This window comes from bacterium SCSIO 12696 (assembly GCA_024397955.1).
GTDB lineage: Bacteria > Pseudomonadota > Gammaproteobacteria > Pseudomonadales > Porticoccaceae > SCSIO-12696.
Genome location: CP073744.1, coordinates 1,272,008 through 1,288,940, shown reverse-complemented (window position 1 = coordinate 1,288,940; position 16,933 = coordinate 1,272,008). Strand labels below are relative to the sequence as shown.

Sequence of the window (16,933 nt, the reverse complement as noted above, 5' to 3'; positions counted from 1 at the left end):
TCGGCTAGCAATAGCCGCACAGGAGAAAAATATGCGTAATAACAGAAGAGCTTTCTGCCGATCAGGTGCAGCGCTGCTTGCGCTGTTATTACTGACAGCCTGTAGCGACAAAAGTGAAACAGTTAAAACGAATGCAGTAAAACCTGAAGTGGCGAGTGAGAAACACCTGCGCATCGGCATCGGACAATTTCCTGGTACCAGGCCCTTGGGCTACGCCGGTTATATATCCGGTTTTATTTTGCGCGGTATGACGACTTTTGATGATAAAGACAAAGTTTTCTGCACGTTGTGTACCACGCTTCCCAGTTTTGAAAACGGCCTGGCGGTTCTGAATCAAAAAGCCAACGGGGAGACAGATATTTCCCAAACCTTTCATATTCATCCGGAAGCCCGCTGGGGTGATGGCTCACACATAACCAGTGAAGATTTTAAATTGCGTTGGGAAGTGGGGCGCGATAAATCCACTGGTCACAGAGCCCATGGCTATTACATACAATTTTCCCGTTTTGAAATAATAGACGACAAAACCTTTGTACTTCACTCCGCTGAAGACGGCTATCACTACCAGGATCATAGACCCCTGAAGCCCCTTAATGCTCGACTTGAACGGGCAATCTTTGAACGCGACCCCAAGACTTACCTCGACAACAGTTATTACTCGGCAGAGCCCGCAAACCCTGCGTTGTGGAATGGTCCTTATGTGATTACCAAAATGACACTAGGGGATGAACTGGTGATGGAGCGCAACCCCCATTGGTACGGGAAACAACCTTATTTTGACAAGATCACCATTCGGGCCATTGAAAACTCTGCGGCATTGGAGGCGAACCTGGTGTCGGGAACCATCGATATGATTGCCGGTGGTGCAGGGGGGCTGCAAATCGATCAGGCGATTTCTTTTGAAAAACGCCACGGTGAAAAATTTAATATTTTTTATGCTCATGGGGTTCTTCTGGAACGCTTATTGGTAAACATGGATAACCCCATCCTCAGCGACAAACGAGTGCGTAAAGCCTTGCTCTACGCACTGGATCGGCAGCAGATCAGCGAACAATTATTTGACGGCAAACAACCGGTAGGGCACGAGCGTTACATTCGCTATAACAAACCGGTCCCCGAAGGCGTTCACAAATACGACTACGACAAATCCCGTGCAATCGCTTTGTTGGAAGAAGCGGGGTGGACAGAGATTAGAGGTGGCATTCGCTATAACAACAAAGGCGAACCTTTGCAGTTGGAACTCGGCGGTGCCAGTGGCGATAAAACCCGCGACCTGATTCGCCAGGCCATACAGAGTTACTGGCGGGACGTTGGGGTAGACCTGCGTTTGACAACGCAAACGCAGCGGGTGTTTTTCGGCCAGACGGTACGCAAACGCAAATTTCCTGGTTTGGCGCTCGGTGCGGTTGGTTACAGCCCGCATCACCTCTACAAGCACAGATACCATTCTGAGAGTATTCCTTCCGACGAAAATGGTTTTTCTGGAATGAACCATGGCGGCTATCGCAACGCCCAGGTGGATGAGTTGGTAATCGCTCATTTGCTGGAACTCGATGCTCAAAAATACCACCAGATGACGAGAGCTATCCAATCAATTCTTACTGACGAACTACCGGATATTCCTCTTTTTTGGCGTCCTAAGATTCACGTTTTGCCCTTGGGGTTAAAAGGCTTTCGAGCGTCCGGGCATATTACTCCCTGCTCAGTGTGGGTAGAAGATTGGAGTATGGAGCCATGAGCGATAACGCTTTGCTCAGAGTCGATAACCTGAGTATCGGTTTCGATAACGATGATGGTTTGGTGCGAGTGGTGGAGGATGTTTCCTTTACCCTGGAACGGGGCCAAACCCTGTCCTTGGTAGGGGAGAGTGGTTGCGGTAAATCCCTCACCGCTTTTGCTTTGCTGCAACTGTTGCCACCCTTTGGGAAAATCCTTTCCGGCTCGGTTTGTTTGCAGGGCGATAACCTGGCAAACATGGGTGATACCCAGCTGCAAAAAATTCGCGGCAACCGCATTTCCATGATTTTTCAGGAACCCATGAGTGCGCTGAATCCAGTGTTCCCGGTAGGTGCTCAGGTAGCGGAAGCGCTGATTCTGCACAAGGGGCTGACAAAAAAAGCCGCGCTTAAAGAAGCGGTTGCCATGCTGGAAAAGGTGGGTATTCCCGACCCCGCTTGCCGCGCTGCGAATTACCCCCACCAGTTGTCTGGCGGTATGCGTCAGCGGGTAATGATTGCCATTGCCCTGGCCTGCGAGCCGGAAATTCTGATTGCCGATGAACCGACCACCGCACTGGATGTGACTATTCAGGCGCAAATTCTCGACCTGATGCACGATTTGCAGGAAACACTGGGCACGGCGATTTTGTTTATCAGCCACGATTTTGGCGTGGTCTCGCGCATGGCGGATGACATAGCGGTGATGTACGCGGGGCGGGTGATTGAGCAGGGCAGTTCCAGCGAAATTTTGCTCAACTCACAACACCCTTATACCCAGGCGCTTTTGCAAACCACCCCTCAAATTGATGCCAGCCTGGATCGTTTACCGGCCATTGCCGGTCGCGTACCTGGCCCACGGCGACGCCCGCCCGGTTGTTGTTTCGCGCCACGCTGTTCAGTGGCTGTGGACTGTTGCAGCAAGCAGCGGCCAGAAAGATTGGCGTTGAGCAAAACCCATACGGCTACTTGCCATGTTCTGGATTCCAGCAAACAGGGGGTCGGCCATGCCCACGGATAATGTGTTGGTTTCCACTCGCGGTTTATGCAAACGCTTTAAAACCCGTGTTGCCACCGGCAAAGGCTGGCAGAAAAAAACCGTTAACGCGGTAACGGACGTTAGCCTGGATATTGTTGCCGGGGAAACTCTGGCATTGGTGGGGGAGAGTGGTTGCGGTAAAACCACTCTGGGGCGAATGCTGTCGCTTTTTTATAAGCCCAGTGAAGGGGATTTGAGCCTTAAGGGTGAGAATATTGCGGCACTAACCGCCAAGCAGGTAAAACCCCTGCGCCGCCATGTGCAGATGATTTTTCAGGATCCAATGTCGTCTCTGAATCCGCGCCATACCATCGAAGCCATTCTTACCGAACCCCTTAAATTTTTTTCCAGTGACAATGCCCAGCTGCGACGGGAAAAAGCGGTGGAGTTACTGGAAGCAGTGGGGTTGTCAGAGCGCAGCCTGCGCAAATACCCCCACGAATTCAGCGGCGGCCAGCGCCAGCGCATTGTGATTGCCCGGGCGCTGATTCTGCACCCGGCTTTTGTGGTGGCGGACGAACCGGTGTCGGCGCTGGATGTGTCGGTGCAAAGCCAGATATTGAATTTGCTTAAAGACCTGCGCGAACAATTTAACCTCACGTATCTGTTTATCAGCCACGACTTGGCGGTGGTTCATCACCTGGCAGATCGGGTGGCGGTGATGTATCTGGGGCGAATTGTTGAAGTTGGCGAACGGGACAACCTGTTCCAGAACCCTCGCCACCCTTACACACAAGCTCTGCTCAGTTCGGTGCCCGGTGTGGTACCCAACAAAAGCAAAATTGGCAAAGTTTTACACGGCGACCCTCCCAGCCCCATCAGCCCGCCCCAGGGCTGTCCATTTCACCCACGTTGCCCACAAGCTCAAGACCAGTGTCGTAAGACTATGCCAGCACTGGAAGTGGCGGATTCAGCCAGTACTCACCAGGTGGCTTGCCACTTTGCGGAGCAGGTTGTGGAGCAAACCGTTATTGAGGAGGTGGTTCAGCTATGAGGCAATATTTGTTGGCCCGTTGCGGCCAGTCATTGGTGGTTATTCTACTGATGTCGTTCGTTATTTACGGTTTGATCGGCCTGATGCCCGGCGACCCCATCGATATTCTGGCCAGTGAAGACCCCACCATGACCCCGGAAGATGTAGCGGCATTACGAGCGTTGTATCACCTGGATGTGCCGGTTTATGAACGCTACTTGAACTGGCTGGGCAGAGCGCTCACTGGTGAGCTGGGTTATTCACGGTTGTTCGGCCAGCCGGTATTGGATGTGCTCGGCCCGGCGCTGGTGAATACCCTGGTTTTGATGGGCACCACATTTATTGTGGCCATCGCCATTGCTATTCCAGTGGGTGTAATGGCTGCGTCAAAACCACGCTCGGTACTGGATTACGGCATCAACCTGTTTGCGTTTGCCGGTATATCGTTGCCTTCGTTTTGGTTGGCTCTGATGCTGATGACCTTGCTGTGTGTCACCCTGGGATGGTTACCGGCAGGGGGCACTGCCCCGGCGGGTAGCAGCTTGCTGGAGCAATTTCGTTACATGGTGTTGCCAATGGCCACTATCGTGATTCTGAATGTTGGCAGCTATTCGCGCTTTGTGCGCGCCTCCATGTTGGAAGTGTTGCGCAAAGACTACATTCGTACCGCAAGAGCCAAAGGCGCCGGCCAGTGGCGAGTGATTTGGCGCCACGGTTTGCGCAACGGCATGATTCCGGTGGTGACCATTCTGGCGCTGGAATTCGGTTCCCTGTTTTCCGGTGCCTTGATTGTAGAAACCATCTTTTCCTGGCCCGGCATGGGCAAATTAATTTTTGATTCCATCATGGGCAACGACTTTAACCTGGCGTTGACGGCACTACTGTTGGCAACGGTGCTCACCCTGTTGGGCAATCTATTAGCGGATATTTGCTATGCCAAGCTTGATCCACGCATTGTGATTGGCGAAGGAGGTGCTGCCGCATGAACCAGAATTCCCCGTTATTGTTGGCGCTGCGCCGCTTCACTCGCCATAAACTGGCCATGACCAGCGGTTTCATTTTACTGCTTTTTATTGCGCTGGCCTTGAGCGCACCCCTGTTTGAAATCTGGATGGGAGTGGGTGCCAACGATGTGAATTTATTAAACCGCTTGCAAGGGCCATCGCTGGCTCATCCGCTGGGTACCGACGAATTGGGCCGTGATCTGTTTTTGCGCTTGCTGTACGGCGGCCGTGTTTCTCTGTTTGTAGGCTTTACGGCGGCGGTGTTTTCGGTGGTTATCGGTACCGTGATCGGTTTGGCGGCGGGTTATTTTGGCGGCCGGGTGGATGCGTTTTTAATGCGCATGACCGACAGTTTTATCGCCTTACCGGGTTTGCCCCTGTTGATTGTGATTGCCGCTATCGACCTGAGTAAATTGGGTTTGCCCGATGCTTGGGTGCAATCAGAAAGTGTCAGCCTGTATCGCATTGTGTTTATCGTCGCCCTATTGGGTTGGACGGGCGAGGCACGCCTGGTGCGCGGGGCCGCCCTGAGTTTGCGGGAACGGGAATTTGTAATGGCCGCCAAAGGTGCTGGTGCTGGCCATAAAGACATTATGTTCCACCATATTCTGCCCAATCTTTTATCCCCGATTATTGTCGCCGTTACGCTCTCCATTGGTGGGGTGATTCTGGTGGAATCGGCGCTCAGCTTTCTCGGCCTGGGCATTCAGCCGCCTGTGGCCAGCTGGGGAAATATGCTCACCAACGCCCAGCAGCTTATTTGGGAAGCGCCGATGCAGGCGGTGTACCCCGGCCTGATGATTTTTATCACCGTTATTGCGTTTAACTTTTTGGGGGATGGTTTGCAGGATGCTTTTGATCCCAAAGCAGAATATTAATCGGTAAGTCATCCCCGCGAAGGCGGGGATCCATGGTGGAAAAACTGCCGAGGGCGTATCAGTACGGTGGTCTATGCATACCCGCCTTCGCGGGGATGACGGTAGAGAAATTATCTCGCTTGCGCGGGAGTGGCATTGATTAAATGAGATGTACTTAACGAGGTATAAATAATGACACAGACCGACCTTTATCACTGGAGCGAAGTAGACAGATCGCCAATGGCGCAAGAGTTTGTCGAATACCTGGATACAGTTACTGCCATGAAAGGCACCCAGCAAAGGAAGCGCGAGAGCTACGAAGTAATGGGTGCCAGAGAAGGTGGCAGCTACCTGGATTTGGGTTGTGGCACCGGTGACGATGCCATAGAACTGGCAAAGATCGCTGGCCCCAGTGGCCGTGTTGTGGGTGTTGATAACAGCGCCGTAATGATTGCTGAAGCCCAGCAAAAAGCGCAGCAGGCTGGCGTGCATGTGGAGTTCATTCAGGGAAGTGGCGAAGCTCTTGAATTTCCCGATAACAGTTTTGATGGCTGTCGGGCAGACCGGGTATTCCAACATTTGCCAGACCGCAAAGCGGTGCTGGCAGAGATGATTCGAGTTACCCGCCCCGGCGGCAAAATTTTGATTAACGACCCGGACTACGGCGGCCGCATGATTGACGGAAGTGACAGAAAACTCACCGAAAAAATTCTAACTTTTATGAACAGCCGTGTGCGCAACCCCTGGGCCGGTCGACAAAATTACCGTTTATTCAAAGAAGCCGGATTAAAAGACGTAATCTCCTCGCCAAGACTAAGCGCCAGCACAAACTTTGAACGGGCTAAAAAAGTCGGGCGCTTTCCCGATGCGGCACTGATTATGCAAGAGCAGGGACTATTAACCGAAGAAGAGGCAAATACCTGGATTGCCGATATGGAGCGGTCAGCGGAGGCCGGACATTTTTTCTGTGTGGTGGCCAGTTTTATGGTGTGTGGGGTGAAGCCGTAATCGCAAGGATTGTTGTGCGCAAAGAATTGAGATCGGGCATGAAAACAAACTTCAAATCGTTTACCGAAAGCACCAAAGAAGACTGGCAGATTATTGTTGGTGAGCAGAGAAAATTCATGGCTGGCTTGCCGGATCGAATTCTGCAGCATATGCAATTGCTTCATGGCGACTGTGGTGGTTTTCCTTTAGACCGCTTGCAGCACTGTCTGCAAACTGCAGAGCTTGCCGCAGAAGCTGGGGAAGATGATGAGTACGTAGTTTGTGCTTTATTGCACGATATCGGCGATACCCTGGGTAGCTTCAACCATGCGGATGTGGCAGCAGAGATTTTGCGGCCATTTGTTTCCGACGCCAATTACTGGATGATAAAACACCACGCTATTTTTCAGGGGTATAACTTTTTCCATCATTTTGGTGTCGATCGTAATATGCGGGATAAATTCAAAGATTCTGAGCATTACGAACGTACCGAACGATTTGTTGCCAAGTACGACAACATTGCATTCGATAATTCACGACCTAAGCTGTCTCTTGACCTGTTCGCCCCAATGGTAAGAAAGGTGATTGCAGTACCCAAGCAGAGTCTATACAAAAAGGTGCTTGGTGACGTTAGTGAGTAGGGCTGCACCTTCTACTTTTCTCGGCCGATTGCGGCACCTGGGCCCCGGTGTGCTAGTTGCTGGCAGTATTGTCGGTTCCGGTGAACTGATTCTGACTTCTTCGCTGGGTGCTGCTGTCGGTTTTGGCCTGTTGTGGTTTTTGTTATTAGCGTGCTGGTCCAAATCCATCGTCCAGGCAGAATTGGCCAAAATCTGCATTGTTCGCGATAAGACTTACCTGAATGCTTTTAATCATGTGCCCGGAACCTTACCCGGCAAGCACAAACGAGCGTCCTGGATTATCTGGTTGTTATTGCTGACGACCATGATTAGCGCGCTGGGTGCCGGCGGCATTCTTGGCGGTACTGCGCAGGCCATGAGCCTGATAGTACCGGGCGTTTCAAACACAATTGCAGCAGTATCTATAGCCATCGTCACGTCCATGATTCTTGGCAGTGGTTCCTACCGGTTGCTCGAAACTTTATTGCTTGTACTCGTCAGCACGTTTACCGTCATAACTGTGTATTGCTCGACTGCCTTGCAATTTACCGAGTATGCGATGTCAGTCAGTGAGATTGCTAATGCACAATCCGTTGATTTCGATATTATTTATTTGTCCCTCGCTTTGGCTGTATTCGGTTACACGGGTGTCAATAGTCAGGAAACCGTTGCCTACAGCTATTTTTGCCTGGACAAAGGTTATGGGCGAAATATTGGCGATTCCACAACGCCAGATCGGCTGGCACGAGCCCAGGGTTGGCTGCGGGTTTTGCGCACAGATGTTTGGCTGACGTTGATCTTGCTCACTCTGGCGACGGTGCCGTTCTACCTGCTGGGTGCAGCGGTGCTACATAAGATGGGGACTGTGCCGGATAACAGTACGATGATCGCCGTGCTCTCGGCTATGTACTCCGAGGTGTTAGGGTCATGGGCGAAAGACTTGTTTCTGGTCGCTGCTTTTATGGTGTTGTTCTCGACGGTACTTAGCGCGCTCGGTGGACTTTCTCGCCTGTTGCCGGACTACCTGATAGAAACTGGCATGGTGCGGGACGATGCAGCGTTGCGACAAAAGCTTATTCGCGGGTTTGGTTATTTTTGGCCTTTCTATATTTTAATTCTGTACCTGACTTTCGAAAGGCCGTTGCTGTTGATTATTATTGGCGGTATCAACACGGCCCTAACTGGCCCGATTCTGATTTTGGGAATACTCTATCTGGAGAAAAAGCTGTTGCCTGCTGAGCTTCGTCCTGGAGTTCCGGCGAAGATCTTTCTGTATCTTGCACTGGTACTGGTAACCGTGGTTAGCGCGGCAACGTTGTACTTCTCTTTTCAGAATTAATGATTAAAGAGGCACGTGGCTCTAAATTATATAGAATCAGGCTTGGATTTGTGGAGATAATGAAGAGTGCTGCTAGCATAACTCTGGATCAAATCGTTAGCCCTTCATGTAAACTATTGTCTTGCCAAGAGTTAAAAAAATCTAAGGTAAAGCCTCATGAATAAAGCTTTTATCACAAAAGTTGCATTGGCACTTTTTATCAGTACACCGCTTGCAACTTATTGCATAGCAGACCACCAACAAACACCAGCACTCAACGACAGCCTTCTTACCTACAAAGATATTTTTGGATTGGAGTATGCGGCCAACCCGGTGGTTATGCCCGACGGTAAAACCGTGGTTTATGAGCGCCGCAGTATGGACATTATGACCGACCGATTGCGCCGGAATTTATGGACTGTGTCGTCGGATGGTAAAAAGCATATGCCGCTCCTGTCGAACACGAAAAATCATTTCAGTCCGGTTTTTTCGCCGGATGGGGCGAGTATGGCGTACCTGTCTAGTGAAGAAGGTAAAGTACAGATATACGTCAGAGACGTTGCCAGTGGTAACACCGCTCGAGTGACTGACGTGGCCATGAGCCCGACAAGTTTGAGCTTTTCCCCAGACGGTAAACAGCTGGCGTTTGCCATGTTCACGCCGAGCAAGCAAAAACCGGCTTTTGACATATCATTCAAGCCGAAAGGCGCTCAGTGGGCCGACAACGCACAATACATCGACCAAACCCTGTTTCAACGGGATGGGGCGGGCATGAACCGACCCGGCAATATGCAGGTATACGTGGTACCAACTATTGGCGGTACTCCACGGCAAATGACGTTTAGTGCCCACGATTATTCCGGCTCACTGGCCTGGACCAAAGATGGCAAAAAAATTATTGTCTCTGCCAACACTCGTCAGGATTTTGACTTCGACATTTTTAACAGCGATCTGCTGGCAATCAATTTGGCGAATGGTGAGATCACCAAACTGACCAGCACCAGTGGCCCAGAGGGCAACCCCAAGATAAGCCCAAATGGCAACAAGCTGGCCTTTACCGGTTTTGAGGATAACGGTCAGTCTCATCAAATTACCGAACTCTATGTAATGAACCCGGACGGCAGCGGTATTAAGCGATTAACACCGGATTTAGATCGTTCTGTCGGCAATATCAAATGGGCAGAAAACAGTAAAGGCATCTATTTCAGCTACGACAAAGAGGGCAAAAAGCATGTGGCCTACGCCAGTTTGTCTGGGCAAATAACTGATAAAACCGATGCATTAGGCGGCATTAGTATTGGCCGACCTTACACGTCTGGCCATTACGACGTCACTGACAGCGGCAACCTGGTGTACACCCACTCCAGTGGCGACAGGCCGGCGGATTTAGCGTTGGTGGACAAACGTGGCACAGTCACCAAGCTCACGGATCTCAACGGCGATTTATTCGATCACAAGGCCATTAATAAGCCCGAACTAATGGTTGTAAACAGCCGTGTTGATAACCGCAAGTTGCAGGCTTGGGTAGTAAAACCCCCAGAGTTCGACCCCTCTAAAAAGTACCCGTTGATTCTGGAGATTCACGGTGGTCCTCACACAGCTTACGGCCCTGAATACTCAACAGAAGTACAAATGTTTGCGGCAGCGGGGTACGTGGTGGTTTATGGCAACCCGCGCGGTTCCACTTCGATGGGCAGCGAATTCGCCAACTTGATTGACAAAAACTATCCCTCCCAGGACTACGACGATTTGATGGATATGGTAGATGGAGTGATCGCCAAAGGTTACGTTGACGAAACCAACTTGTTCGTTACGGGTGGTTCCGGCGGTGGTGTTTTGACCGCTTGGATTATTGGCAAGACCGATCGCTTTAAAGCCGCTGTGGTCGCCAAACCAGTGATTAACTGGGTCAGTATGATCGGCACCTCTGACATCTATACCTTTATGACTCGCTACTGGTTTAGCGATCTGCCCTGGAACGACTACCGTCAGTATTGGCAGCGTTCACCTTTGTCACTGGTTGGCAATGTCACCACACCCACCATGGTGTTAACTGGTGAGTTGGATGTGCGCACCCCCATGAGCGAAAGCGAACAATACTACGGTGCCTTGCGTTTGCAGGGCGTCGAAAGTGCACTGGTGCGTATTCAGGGGGCGTATCACGGCATTGCTGCCAAACCTTCCAATCTGGCGAGAAAAATCGGTTACATTTTGACCTGGTTCGATAAATACAAGGATGAAGAATCAGAAGGAACGGCAATGGCTGATCAGTCAGCCGTCACTACGGGAAACTGATTTTGTTACCGCTCGGTTTTCTGTGTATACCCTGAGGTCATCATGACAAAAGTGCCTGCTCTAAAGCGTTCGGTGGGTTTTTGGGGCACCGCACTGTTCCCGGTTAATGGCATGATTGGCTCTGGAATTTTTGCCTTGCCGGCAATTCTGGTTGCAGCAGTAGGCAATTTTGCGCCCTGGATGATGCTCTTGGGGGCAGCGCTGATCTTCCCCCTGACCTTTATCTTTGCAACCCTTGCCACACGTTTCGATACCCATGGGGGGCCGGTTCTCTACACTCAGGCGGCTTTCGGTTCATTTGTTGGCTTTCAAACCGGGTGGTCTCGTTACGCCTCCGGTGTGGTATCCATAGCAGCGAATACACAGGTAGCCGTGGCTTACTTGGCGGTGCTTTTCCCGGTGTTGGCGGACCCACTGGCAAAAGGGATTACGGTGGTGGGGTTTATCGCTTTTACCACCATAGTCAACATCATTGGTATGCGTACGTCGGTGGGTACTCTTGGTTTGATGACGGTTATCAAGTTGTGCCCCCTTGTTATTCTGGTGCTGGTCGGCTTGGCAACACGCAACCCGGCAGTGGGCTTTAGTTTGCCGGAATTCACCCAAGTTGAAAGTGTGGTATTGCTGACTTTCTATGCCTATATGGCGTTTGAAAATGCCACCCTTCCCGCCGGGGAAGTACGCAATCCCAAGCGTAATATTCCACTTGCGTTGCTAGTGACGCTGTTGGCCGTCGCCCTGTTCTATATGCTGGTTATTTGGGCTTATTTGTCCATTGCCCCAGAGGTCACCGATAACAAAAGCGCGCTGGCGGCCGCAGCGGGAGACCTGTTTGGGCAAGCCGGGGTCATCGTTATTTCTCTGGCGGCAGCATTCTCTATCGGTGCAAACACATTATCGGGTGGCACGGTTGTGCCTCGGGTGACTTATGCAATGGCGGAACAGGGCACCTTGCCCAAAGCATTTGCCTATGTGTCATCGCGTTTTCATTCGCCGTATTTCTCGATTCTGTTTTATGGCATCGCTGCGATTCTTTTCAGCTTGTGGGGCGGTTTTATTGTCTTGGCGGTGGCGGGCACACTGTCGAGGATAGTGATGTACCTGCTAACGGCTTTGGCACTGCCGGTTTTGCAACGCAAAAATAGCGAGAAAACCCCTTGGTGGCATTTGTTGATGGTTTTGCTGGCGGCCGCATCCTGCATTTGGGTGGCCAGCCACGCCAGTGCACAGGCCTGGCAGATGCTCGGTTTTATTCTGCTGGCAGGGACAGTTCTGTATTTTTTGGCGGTACGAAAAGCTGCCAATTAATGGGAAAAGTGTGTGCTTTTTTGTGGTTTCGCTCGCCAACGACTAGACTTTACCCAAGGTAGGGATTGACCGAGGGCCTGTTAACACTAATTGAGTCATCACTGCTGGGTGCTATTTTTTTGCCCAGCAAGGCAGAAGGAGTGCCGTGTAGTCATTCTACATAAGCGACTGATAACACAGATGGGCGGAAAAATAGCCCCAGCCCCTTTTGTTTCAGGATAGTGGGTTGCGGCTAAAAATGCGCCACTCGGTGTTGCTCGTCGCTCACTTGGAATGACCAAGCCACTCTCCTCGCGCCTTGATTGGCGCTTTTTTAGCCACACAGTGGCGACTCAATTAGTGTTAACAGGCCCTAACTAATTACAACTGACAACAATCTATCTTGGGAGGTAACGATGGAGCATTTACTGGAGTTACTGTTTCGCTGGGGACACGGCCTGTTTGGTATTACCTGGATCGGTTTTCTGTATTACTTCAACTTTGTTCAGGGCGGGTACTTTAAAAAGGCGTCGCCGGAAGCGCTGGCGGATGCCAAGCAACACCTTGCCCCAGCAGCTCTGTGGTGGTTCCGTTGGGGAGCCATGCTTACGTTTATTACCGGTTTGTACTTGTTTGGCAGATTGTCCGGCGGCTTTAACAGTCTGATATTGGTCGGTGCGGTAATGGGCATCATTATGTTTCTCAATGTGTGGCTGGTGATTTGGCCCAACCAGAAGATCGCTTTGGGTATGGTGGAAGGTGATGCTGCCGCCGCTGGCGCCAAAGCTTTACTGGCCTCTCGCACTAATACGCTGTTCTCTGGGCCTATGTTGCTGGGGATGTTGGGTTCACATAGTCATGCGGGTGCTCTTGACCCTTGGTGGTCCAATGTGGAAGGAAGCAGTACAACGGGCCTGATGATTATGTTGGCTATCGTGTTGCTGTTGGAACTCAATGCCCTGTTTGGCAAGCAGGGGCCACTGGCCAGTGTGAAAGGGGTGATTCATTGCTCTGTGTTGCTATCTGTAGTGATGGCAGCGGTGCTGCACTACCTGTAAATGCATCTGGGGCTCCGTTAACAAAGCCGGCTTCTGCCGGCTTTGCTGCTGTTTGGGGTGGCGAAATTGCCCCTCTTGTTCTGGGCGATGGCAGTGTATAATCGCCGCCAGAAACCATCGCTGTGAATGACGCTACGGGGTAACTATGTCAGAGCGGAAAAACCTCAGTTCAATCGTTCCCGACCAGGATGAGCGCATTGGTGCTCGTGCCACTGGTGGGGCCTCTGCGCGCCAGCCTAAGTCGCGGCCCGCACCTGCAAAAAGCAATCATCAGCCCGAGAAACATTCCGGCGGTGGCATTTGGAAAGTGCTGGTGGTAGTTCTGTTTTTAGCAGCATTGGCTGGGGGCTGGTATGGCTGGCAGCAACATCAGCAGGTGGCCTCCTTGCAAAGCAGCTTTGATGAACTCACAGCCCGTCTGGCGTCTACGGACGATTCCCTGAGCAAATCCGGCGACGCCCTGTTGCTAAAGATCAAAGAACAAAACCAGACGTTGGAGAAGCACTGGAGTGAGATTCGTAAACTCTGGGGGGTTTCCAATGATCGCAACAAGAAAAAAATCGAAAAGAATCAAAAGGACATTGCGGTCCACAGCAACCGCCTCGCCAAAATTGATAAAGCCACTGCTGGCCTCGATAAAGCCGTAAAGCAAAGCGATTTGAATACTAAGCAGATTGCCAGCATCAATGGCACCTTGTTGTCGTCCAACGTGGATATGGAAACACTGCAACAGCAGCTGCAACAGGCGGTTCAGCAGTTCAATAGCATGGAGTCCAGTTTCAAGACCTGGCAACAACAGGTCAATGGGCGCCTTAACCAAACTGATGAGGCAATTGACTCTATCGATGCCTATCGCCGCCAGATCAACCAGGAACTGCTGCAATTACGTCAGGGCAGCGGCGGTTGACGATCCGCTCTATATCCACGATTCGTATTAGAATACTTACATCCAGCCGGGGGAAGCATGACCACCATTCGCCAAGATGATTTGATCGATAGCGTCGCCGACGCACTGCAGTTTATCTCTTACTACCACCCGCTGGATTACATTCAAGCGGTGCATCAGGCTTACCTGAAGGAAGAGTCTCAGGCGGCTAAAGATGCTATGGCACAGATTCTGATTAACTCCCGCATGAGTGCCATGGGCCATCGCCCTATCTGCCAGGACACCGGTATTGTCACCGTGTTTATGAAAATAGGCATGGACGTGCAGTGGGAGGGGGACATGAGTGTCGACGACATGGTGAATGAAGGGGTACGCCGCGCCTATCTGCACCCGGATAACGTACTGCGCGCTTCTATCCTCAAAGATCCAGCGGGCAAACGCCAAAACACCAAAGACAATACTCCGGCAGTGATTCACTACGAAATTGTTCCTGGCGACAAAGTGGAAGTGGACGTAGCGGCCAAAGGTGGCGGCTCCGAGAACAAGTCAAAAATGGTGATGCTCAACCCCTCCGACAGCATTGTCGACTGGATTGTAAAAACCGTCCCCACCATGGGTGCTGGCTGGTGCCCGCCGGGGATGCTGGGTATCGGTATTGGCGGCACTATGGAAAAAGCCGCGGTGCTGGCCAAAGAATCCCTGATGGACGAAATCGATATCCACGAACTGCGTGAGCGCGGCCCACAAAACCGCGTCGAGGAACTGCGCCTGGAAATCATGGATGCGGTCAATGCCCTGGGTATTGGTGCTCAGGGGTTGGGTGGCCTGACTACGGTTGTGGATGTGAAGATCAAAGATTACCCCACTCATGCCGCGTCTCTGCCTGTGGCGATGATTCCCAACTGTGCGGCCACCCGCCACGCCCACTTTGTGTTGGACGGCTCCGGTGCCGCCTTGCAAACGCCGCCGGATGTGGATCAATGGCCAGACATTACCTGGGAGGTGGGGGATGACGTTCGCCGTCTCAACCTGGATACGGTGACTCGCGAAGAGGTGGAATCCCTGAAGCCAGGTGAAACCGTATTGCTGTCCGGCAAGATGCTTACCGGCCGCGACGCTGCTCACAAGAAGATGATAGATATGCTCGCCAAAGGCGAACAGCTGCCAGTGGATCTTACCAACCGCTTTATTTACTACGTTGGCCCAGTAGACCCGGTGGAAGGCGAAGTGGTTGGTCCTGCTGGCCCAACCACAGCCACTCGCATGGACAAATTTACCCGAACCATGCTGGAGGAAACCGGCCTGGTGGGCATGATCGGTAAAGCCGAGCGCGGCCCTGTGGCTATTGAAGCCATTAAAGACAACAAAGCCGTTTATCTGATGGCGGTGGGTGGTGCTGCTTACCTGGTTTCCAAAGCCATTACCGGTGCCGAAGTGGTGGCGTTCCCTGAACTGGGCATGGAGGCGATCTACGAATTTGATGTCAAGGATATGCCAGTAACCGTGGCAGTAGACTCCACAGGTGAATCTGTACACCAGACCGGTCCACAAATCTGGAAAGCCAAAATCGAAGAGCGCGCTGTTCAGGTTCAATAAAGCGTATTTCTCTCCACAGTCATGGCCGACTGTGGAGAGATGCTTGATTCCCGTGAATGTAGCAGTAATGTTACAAAAGTAACATTTACAGTAACCGTTCGCGCTGGTATAAAGGCCGCCCATAGCATGCCGCTGTCTGCAGACGTCTTCGGCAGGACTACTTTTTTATCCATACTTATAGGAAATTACGATGCGTAAAAAAATCGCACTCTCGGTAGCAGCCGCTGCTTTTGCCGCTGCCGCTACTACTTCTGCGCAGGCTGAAGGCTCACACCTGTACTTGGGGCCAACCCTGGGTTACTACGCTGCTGACAACAAGCGCACTTTCAATGACGACACCAATGGTTCTGGCTTTGCCGCATTAACCGGCGGTATTCGCTTCCACAACAACTGGGCACTGGAGCTGAGCTACGGTGTGGACGTGACCGGTAGCGACTTGGAAACTACCCAGCTGAACGCGGTATTTTTCTTGGGTGACGAAGCAGAGCACCAGCACAAGTTGCGCCCTTACATTATCACTGGCCTGAGCCGCTTTAGCAGCGACGAAGTCAATGTGATCAATGGTTATGACAGCACTTGGCAGGGTCGTCTGGGCTTTGGTCTGAGCAAGCTGTACGAAAACAACTGGGAAGTGCGCGGTGATATCAGCGGCTTTTACCAGGTTCGTGATGAAGGCCCTGCTGACCACGGTACCGACACTGCTCTGAGTGTTTCTTTCCTCAAGCACTTCGGCAAAACATCAGCGCCAGCGCCTGTAGTTGAGCCAACTCCTGTTGCAGAACCTGAGCCAGTTGCAGAGCCTGCGCCTCAGCCCGAGCCCGCTGCAGAGCCAGAAGTACGTACTATTACTGTACGTTTGAACGTGGAGTTCGAATTTAACAGCGATGTGGTTCGCGGCATCTACGGTGACGAACTGGAAGCCATTGCCAACGCCATGAAAGTGCACGAAGACATTGATCTGGTACTGGAAGGCCACACCGACTCCAAAGGTGCGGACGACTACAACCAGGACTTGTCCGAGCGTCGTGCCAAGGCTGTTAAAGCCCAGCTGGCTGAAACCTACGGCATCAGCACCGACCGTATCTCCGCTGTGGGTTACGGTGAGTCACGCCCGGTTGCCAGCAACGACACCGACGAAGGTCGTCAGCGCAACCGTCGCGTAGTGGGCGAAATGTCTTACACAGAAGTTGCTCCTGAGTAACATTAATCTGTGACTGAAAAGCCCGGGCTTATGCTCGGGCTTTTTTGTTTTTGCGGAACAGCTACGAGCATCGAGCTACGGGCTTCTAGCAGACTGC

14 protein-coding genes are annotated in these 16,933 nt (G+C 51.8%); all 14 read left to right on the top strand.

The genetic code is table 11. The annotated features are described in order from the left end of the window. Nucleotides 1-31: 31 nt before the first annotated feature. On the top strand, nucleotides 32-1,738 hold the full coding sequence (locus KFE80_05900) for a peptide ABC transporter substrate-binding protein (protein ID UTW46412.1): 1,707 nt from the start codon (nucleotides 32-34) through the stop codon (nucleotides 1,736-1,738). Beyond that, a complete protein-coding gene (locus KFE80_05895; protein UTW46411.1) occupies nucleotides 1,735-2,736 on the top strand; it encodes an ABC transporter ATP-binding protein in 1,002 nt (333 codons plus the stop codon). Before KFE80_05900 ends, KFE80_05895 begins: the two co-directional genes overlap by 4 nt. Then, nucleotides 2,723-3,748, top strand: a complete 1,026-nt coding sequence (locus KFE80_05890; GenBank protein UTW46410.1) for a dipeptide ABC transporter ATP-binding protein — start codon at nucleotides 2,723-2,725, stop codon at nucleotides 3,746-3,748. The genes KFE80_05895 and KFE80_05890 overlap by 14 nt, the downstream gene beginning before the upstream one ends. After that, the gene (locus KFE80_05885) at nucleotides 3,745-4,713 is read left to right on the top strand and encodes an ABC transporter permease (protein ID UTW46409.1); all 969 of its coding nucleotides are present in this window, start codon (nucleotides 3,745-3,747) and stop codon (nucleotides 4,711-4,713) included. Before KFE80_05890 ends, KFE80_05885 begins: the two co-directional genes overlap by 4 nt. Beyond that, on the top strand, nucleotides 4,710-5,609 hold the full coding sequence (locus KFE80_05880; protein UTW46408.1) for an ABC transporter permease: 900 nt from the start codon (nucleotides 4,710-4,712) through the stop codon (nucleotides 5,607-5,609). Before KFE80_05885 ends, KFE80_05880 begins: the two co-directional genes overlap by 4 nt. 171 nt (nucleotides 5,610-5,780) lie before the next feature. Further along, entirely contained in the window at nucleotides 5,781-6,596 is an 816-nt protein-coding gene (locus KFE80_05875; protein UTW46407.1) for a methyltransferase domain-containing protein, read from the top strand. Nucleotides 6,597-6,634: 38 nt separating this feature from the next. After that, nucleotides 6,635-7,216 carry an HD domain-containing protein gene (locus KFE80_05870; GenBank protein UTW46406.1) on the top strand — a complete coding sequence of 194 codons (582 nt, stop codon included), beginning with the start codon at nucleotides 6,635-6,637 and terminating at the stop codon, nucleotides 7,214-7,216. Next, nucleotides 7,209-8,534, top strand: a complete 1,326-nt coding sequence (locus tag KFE80_05865; GenBank protein UTW46405.1) for an Nramp family divalent metal transporter — start codon at nucleotides 7,209-7,211, stop codon at nucleotides 8,532-8,534. The genes KFE80_05870 and KFE80_05865 overlap by 8 nt, the downstream gene beginning before the upstream one ends. 156 nt (nucleotides 8,535-8,690) lie before the next feature. After that, nucleotides 8,691-10,808 (top strand): S9 family peptidase, encoded by a 2,118-nt coding sequence (locus KFE80_05860; protein ID UTW46404.1) that lies wholly within the window; start codon nucleotides 8,691-8,693, stop codon nucleotides 10,806-10,808. Between the two features lie 42 nt (nucleotides 10,809-10,850). Then, on the top strand, nucleotides 10,851-12,116 hold the full coding sequence (locus KFE80_05855; GenBank protein UTW46403.1) for an amino acid permease: 1,266 nt from the start codon (nucleotides 10,851-10,853) through the stop codon (nucleotides 12,114-12,116). A gap of 395 nt (nucleotides 12,117-12,511) precedes the next feature. Beyond that, nucleotides 12,512-13,153, top strand: a complete 642-nt coding sequence (locus KFE80_05850; protein UTW46402.1) for a urate hydroxylase PuuD — start codon at nucleotides 12,512-12,514, stop codon at nucleotides 13,151-13,153. Between the two features lie 145 nt (nucleotides 13,154-13,298). After that, nucleotides 13,299-14,060, top strand: a complete 762-nt coding sequence (locus KFE80_05845; GenBank protein UTW46401.1) for a hypothetical protein — start codon at nucleotides 13,299-13,301, stop codon at nucleotides 14,058-14,060. Nucleotides 14,061-14,117: 57 nt separating this feature from the next. Beyond that, nucleotides 14,118-15,635: a fumarate hydratase gene (locus KFE80_05840; GenBank protein UTW46400.1), complete on the top strand. Its 1,518-nt coding sequence runs from the start codon at nucleotides 14,118-14,120 to the stop codon at nucleotides 15,633-15,635. A 190-nt stretch (nucleotides 15,636-15,825) separates the two neighbouring features. Continuing rightward, nucleotides 15,826-16,836 carry an OmpA family protein gene (locus KFE80_05835; GenBank protein ID UTW46399.1) on the top strand — a complete coding sequence of 337 codons (1,011 nt, stop codon included), beginning with the start codon at nucleotides 15,826-15,828 and terminating at the stop codon, nucleotides 16,834-16,836. Nucleotides 16,837-16,933: the final 97 nt, after the last annotated feature.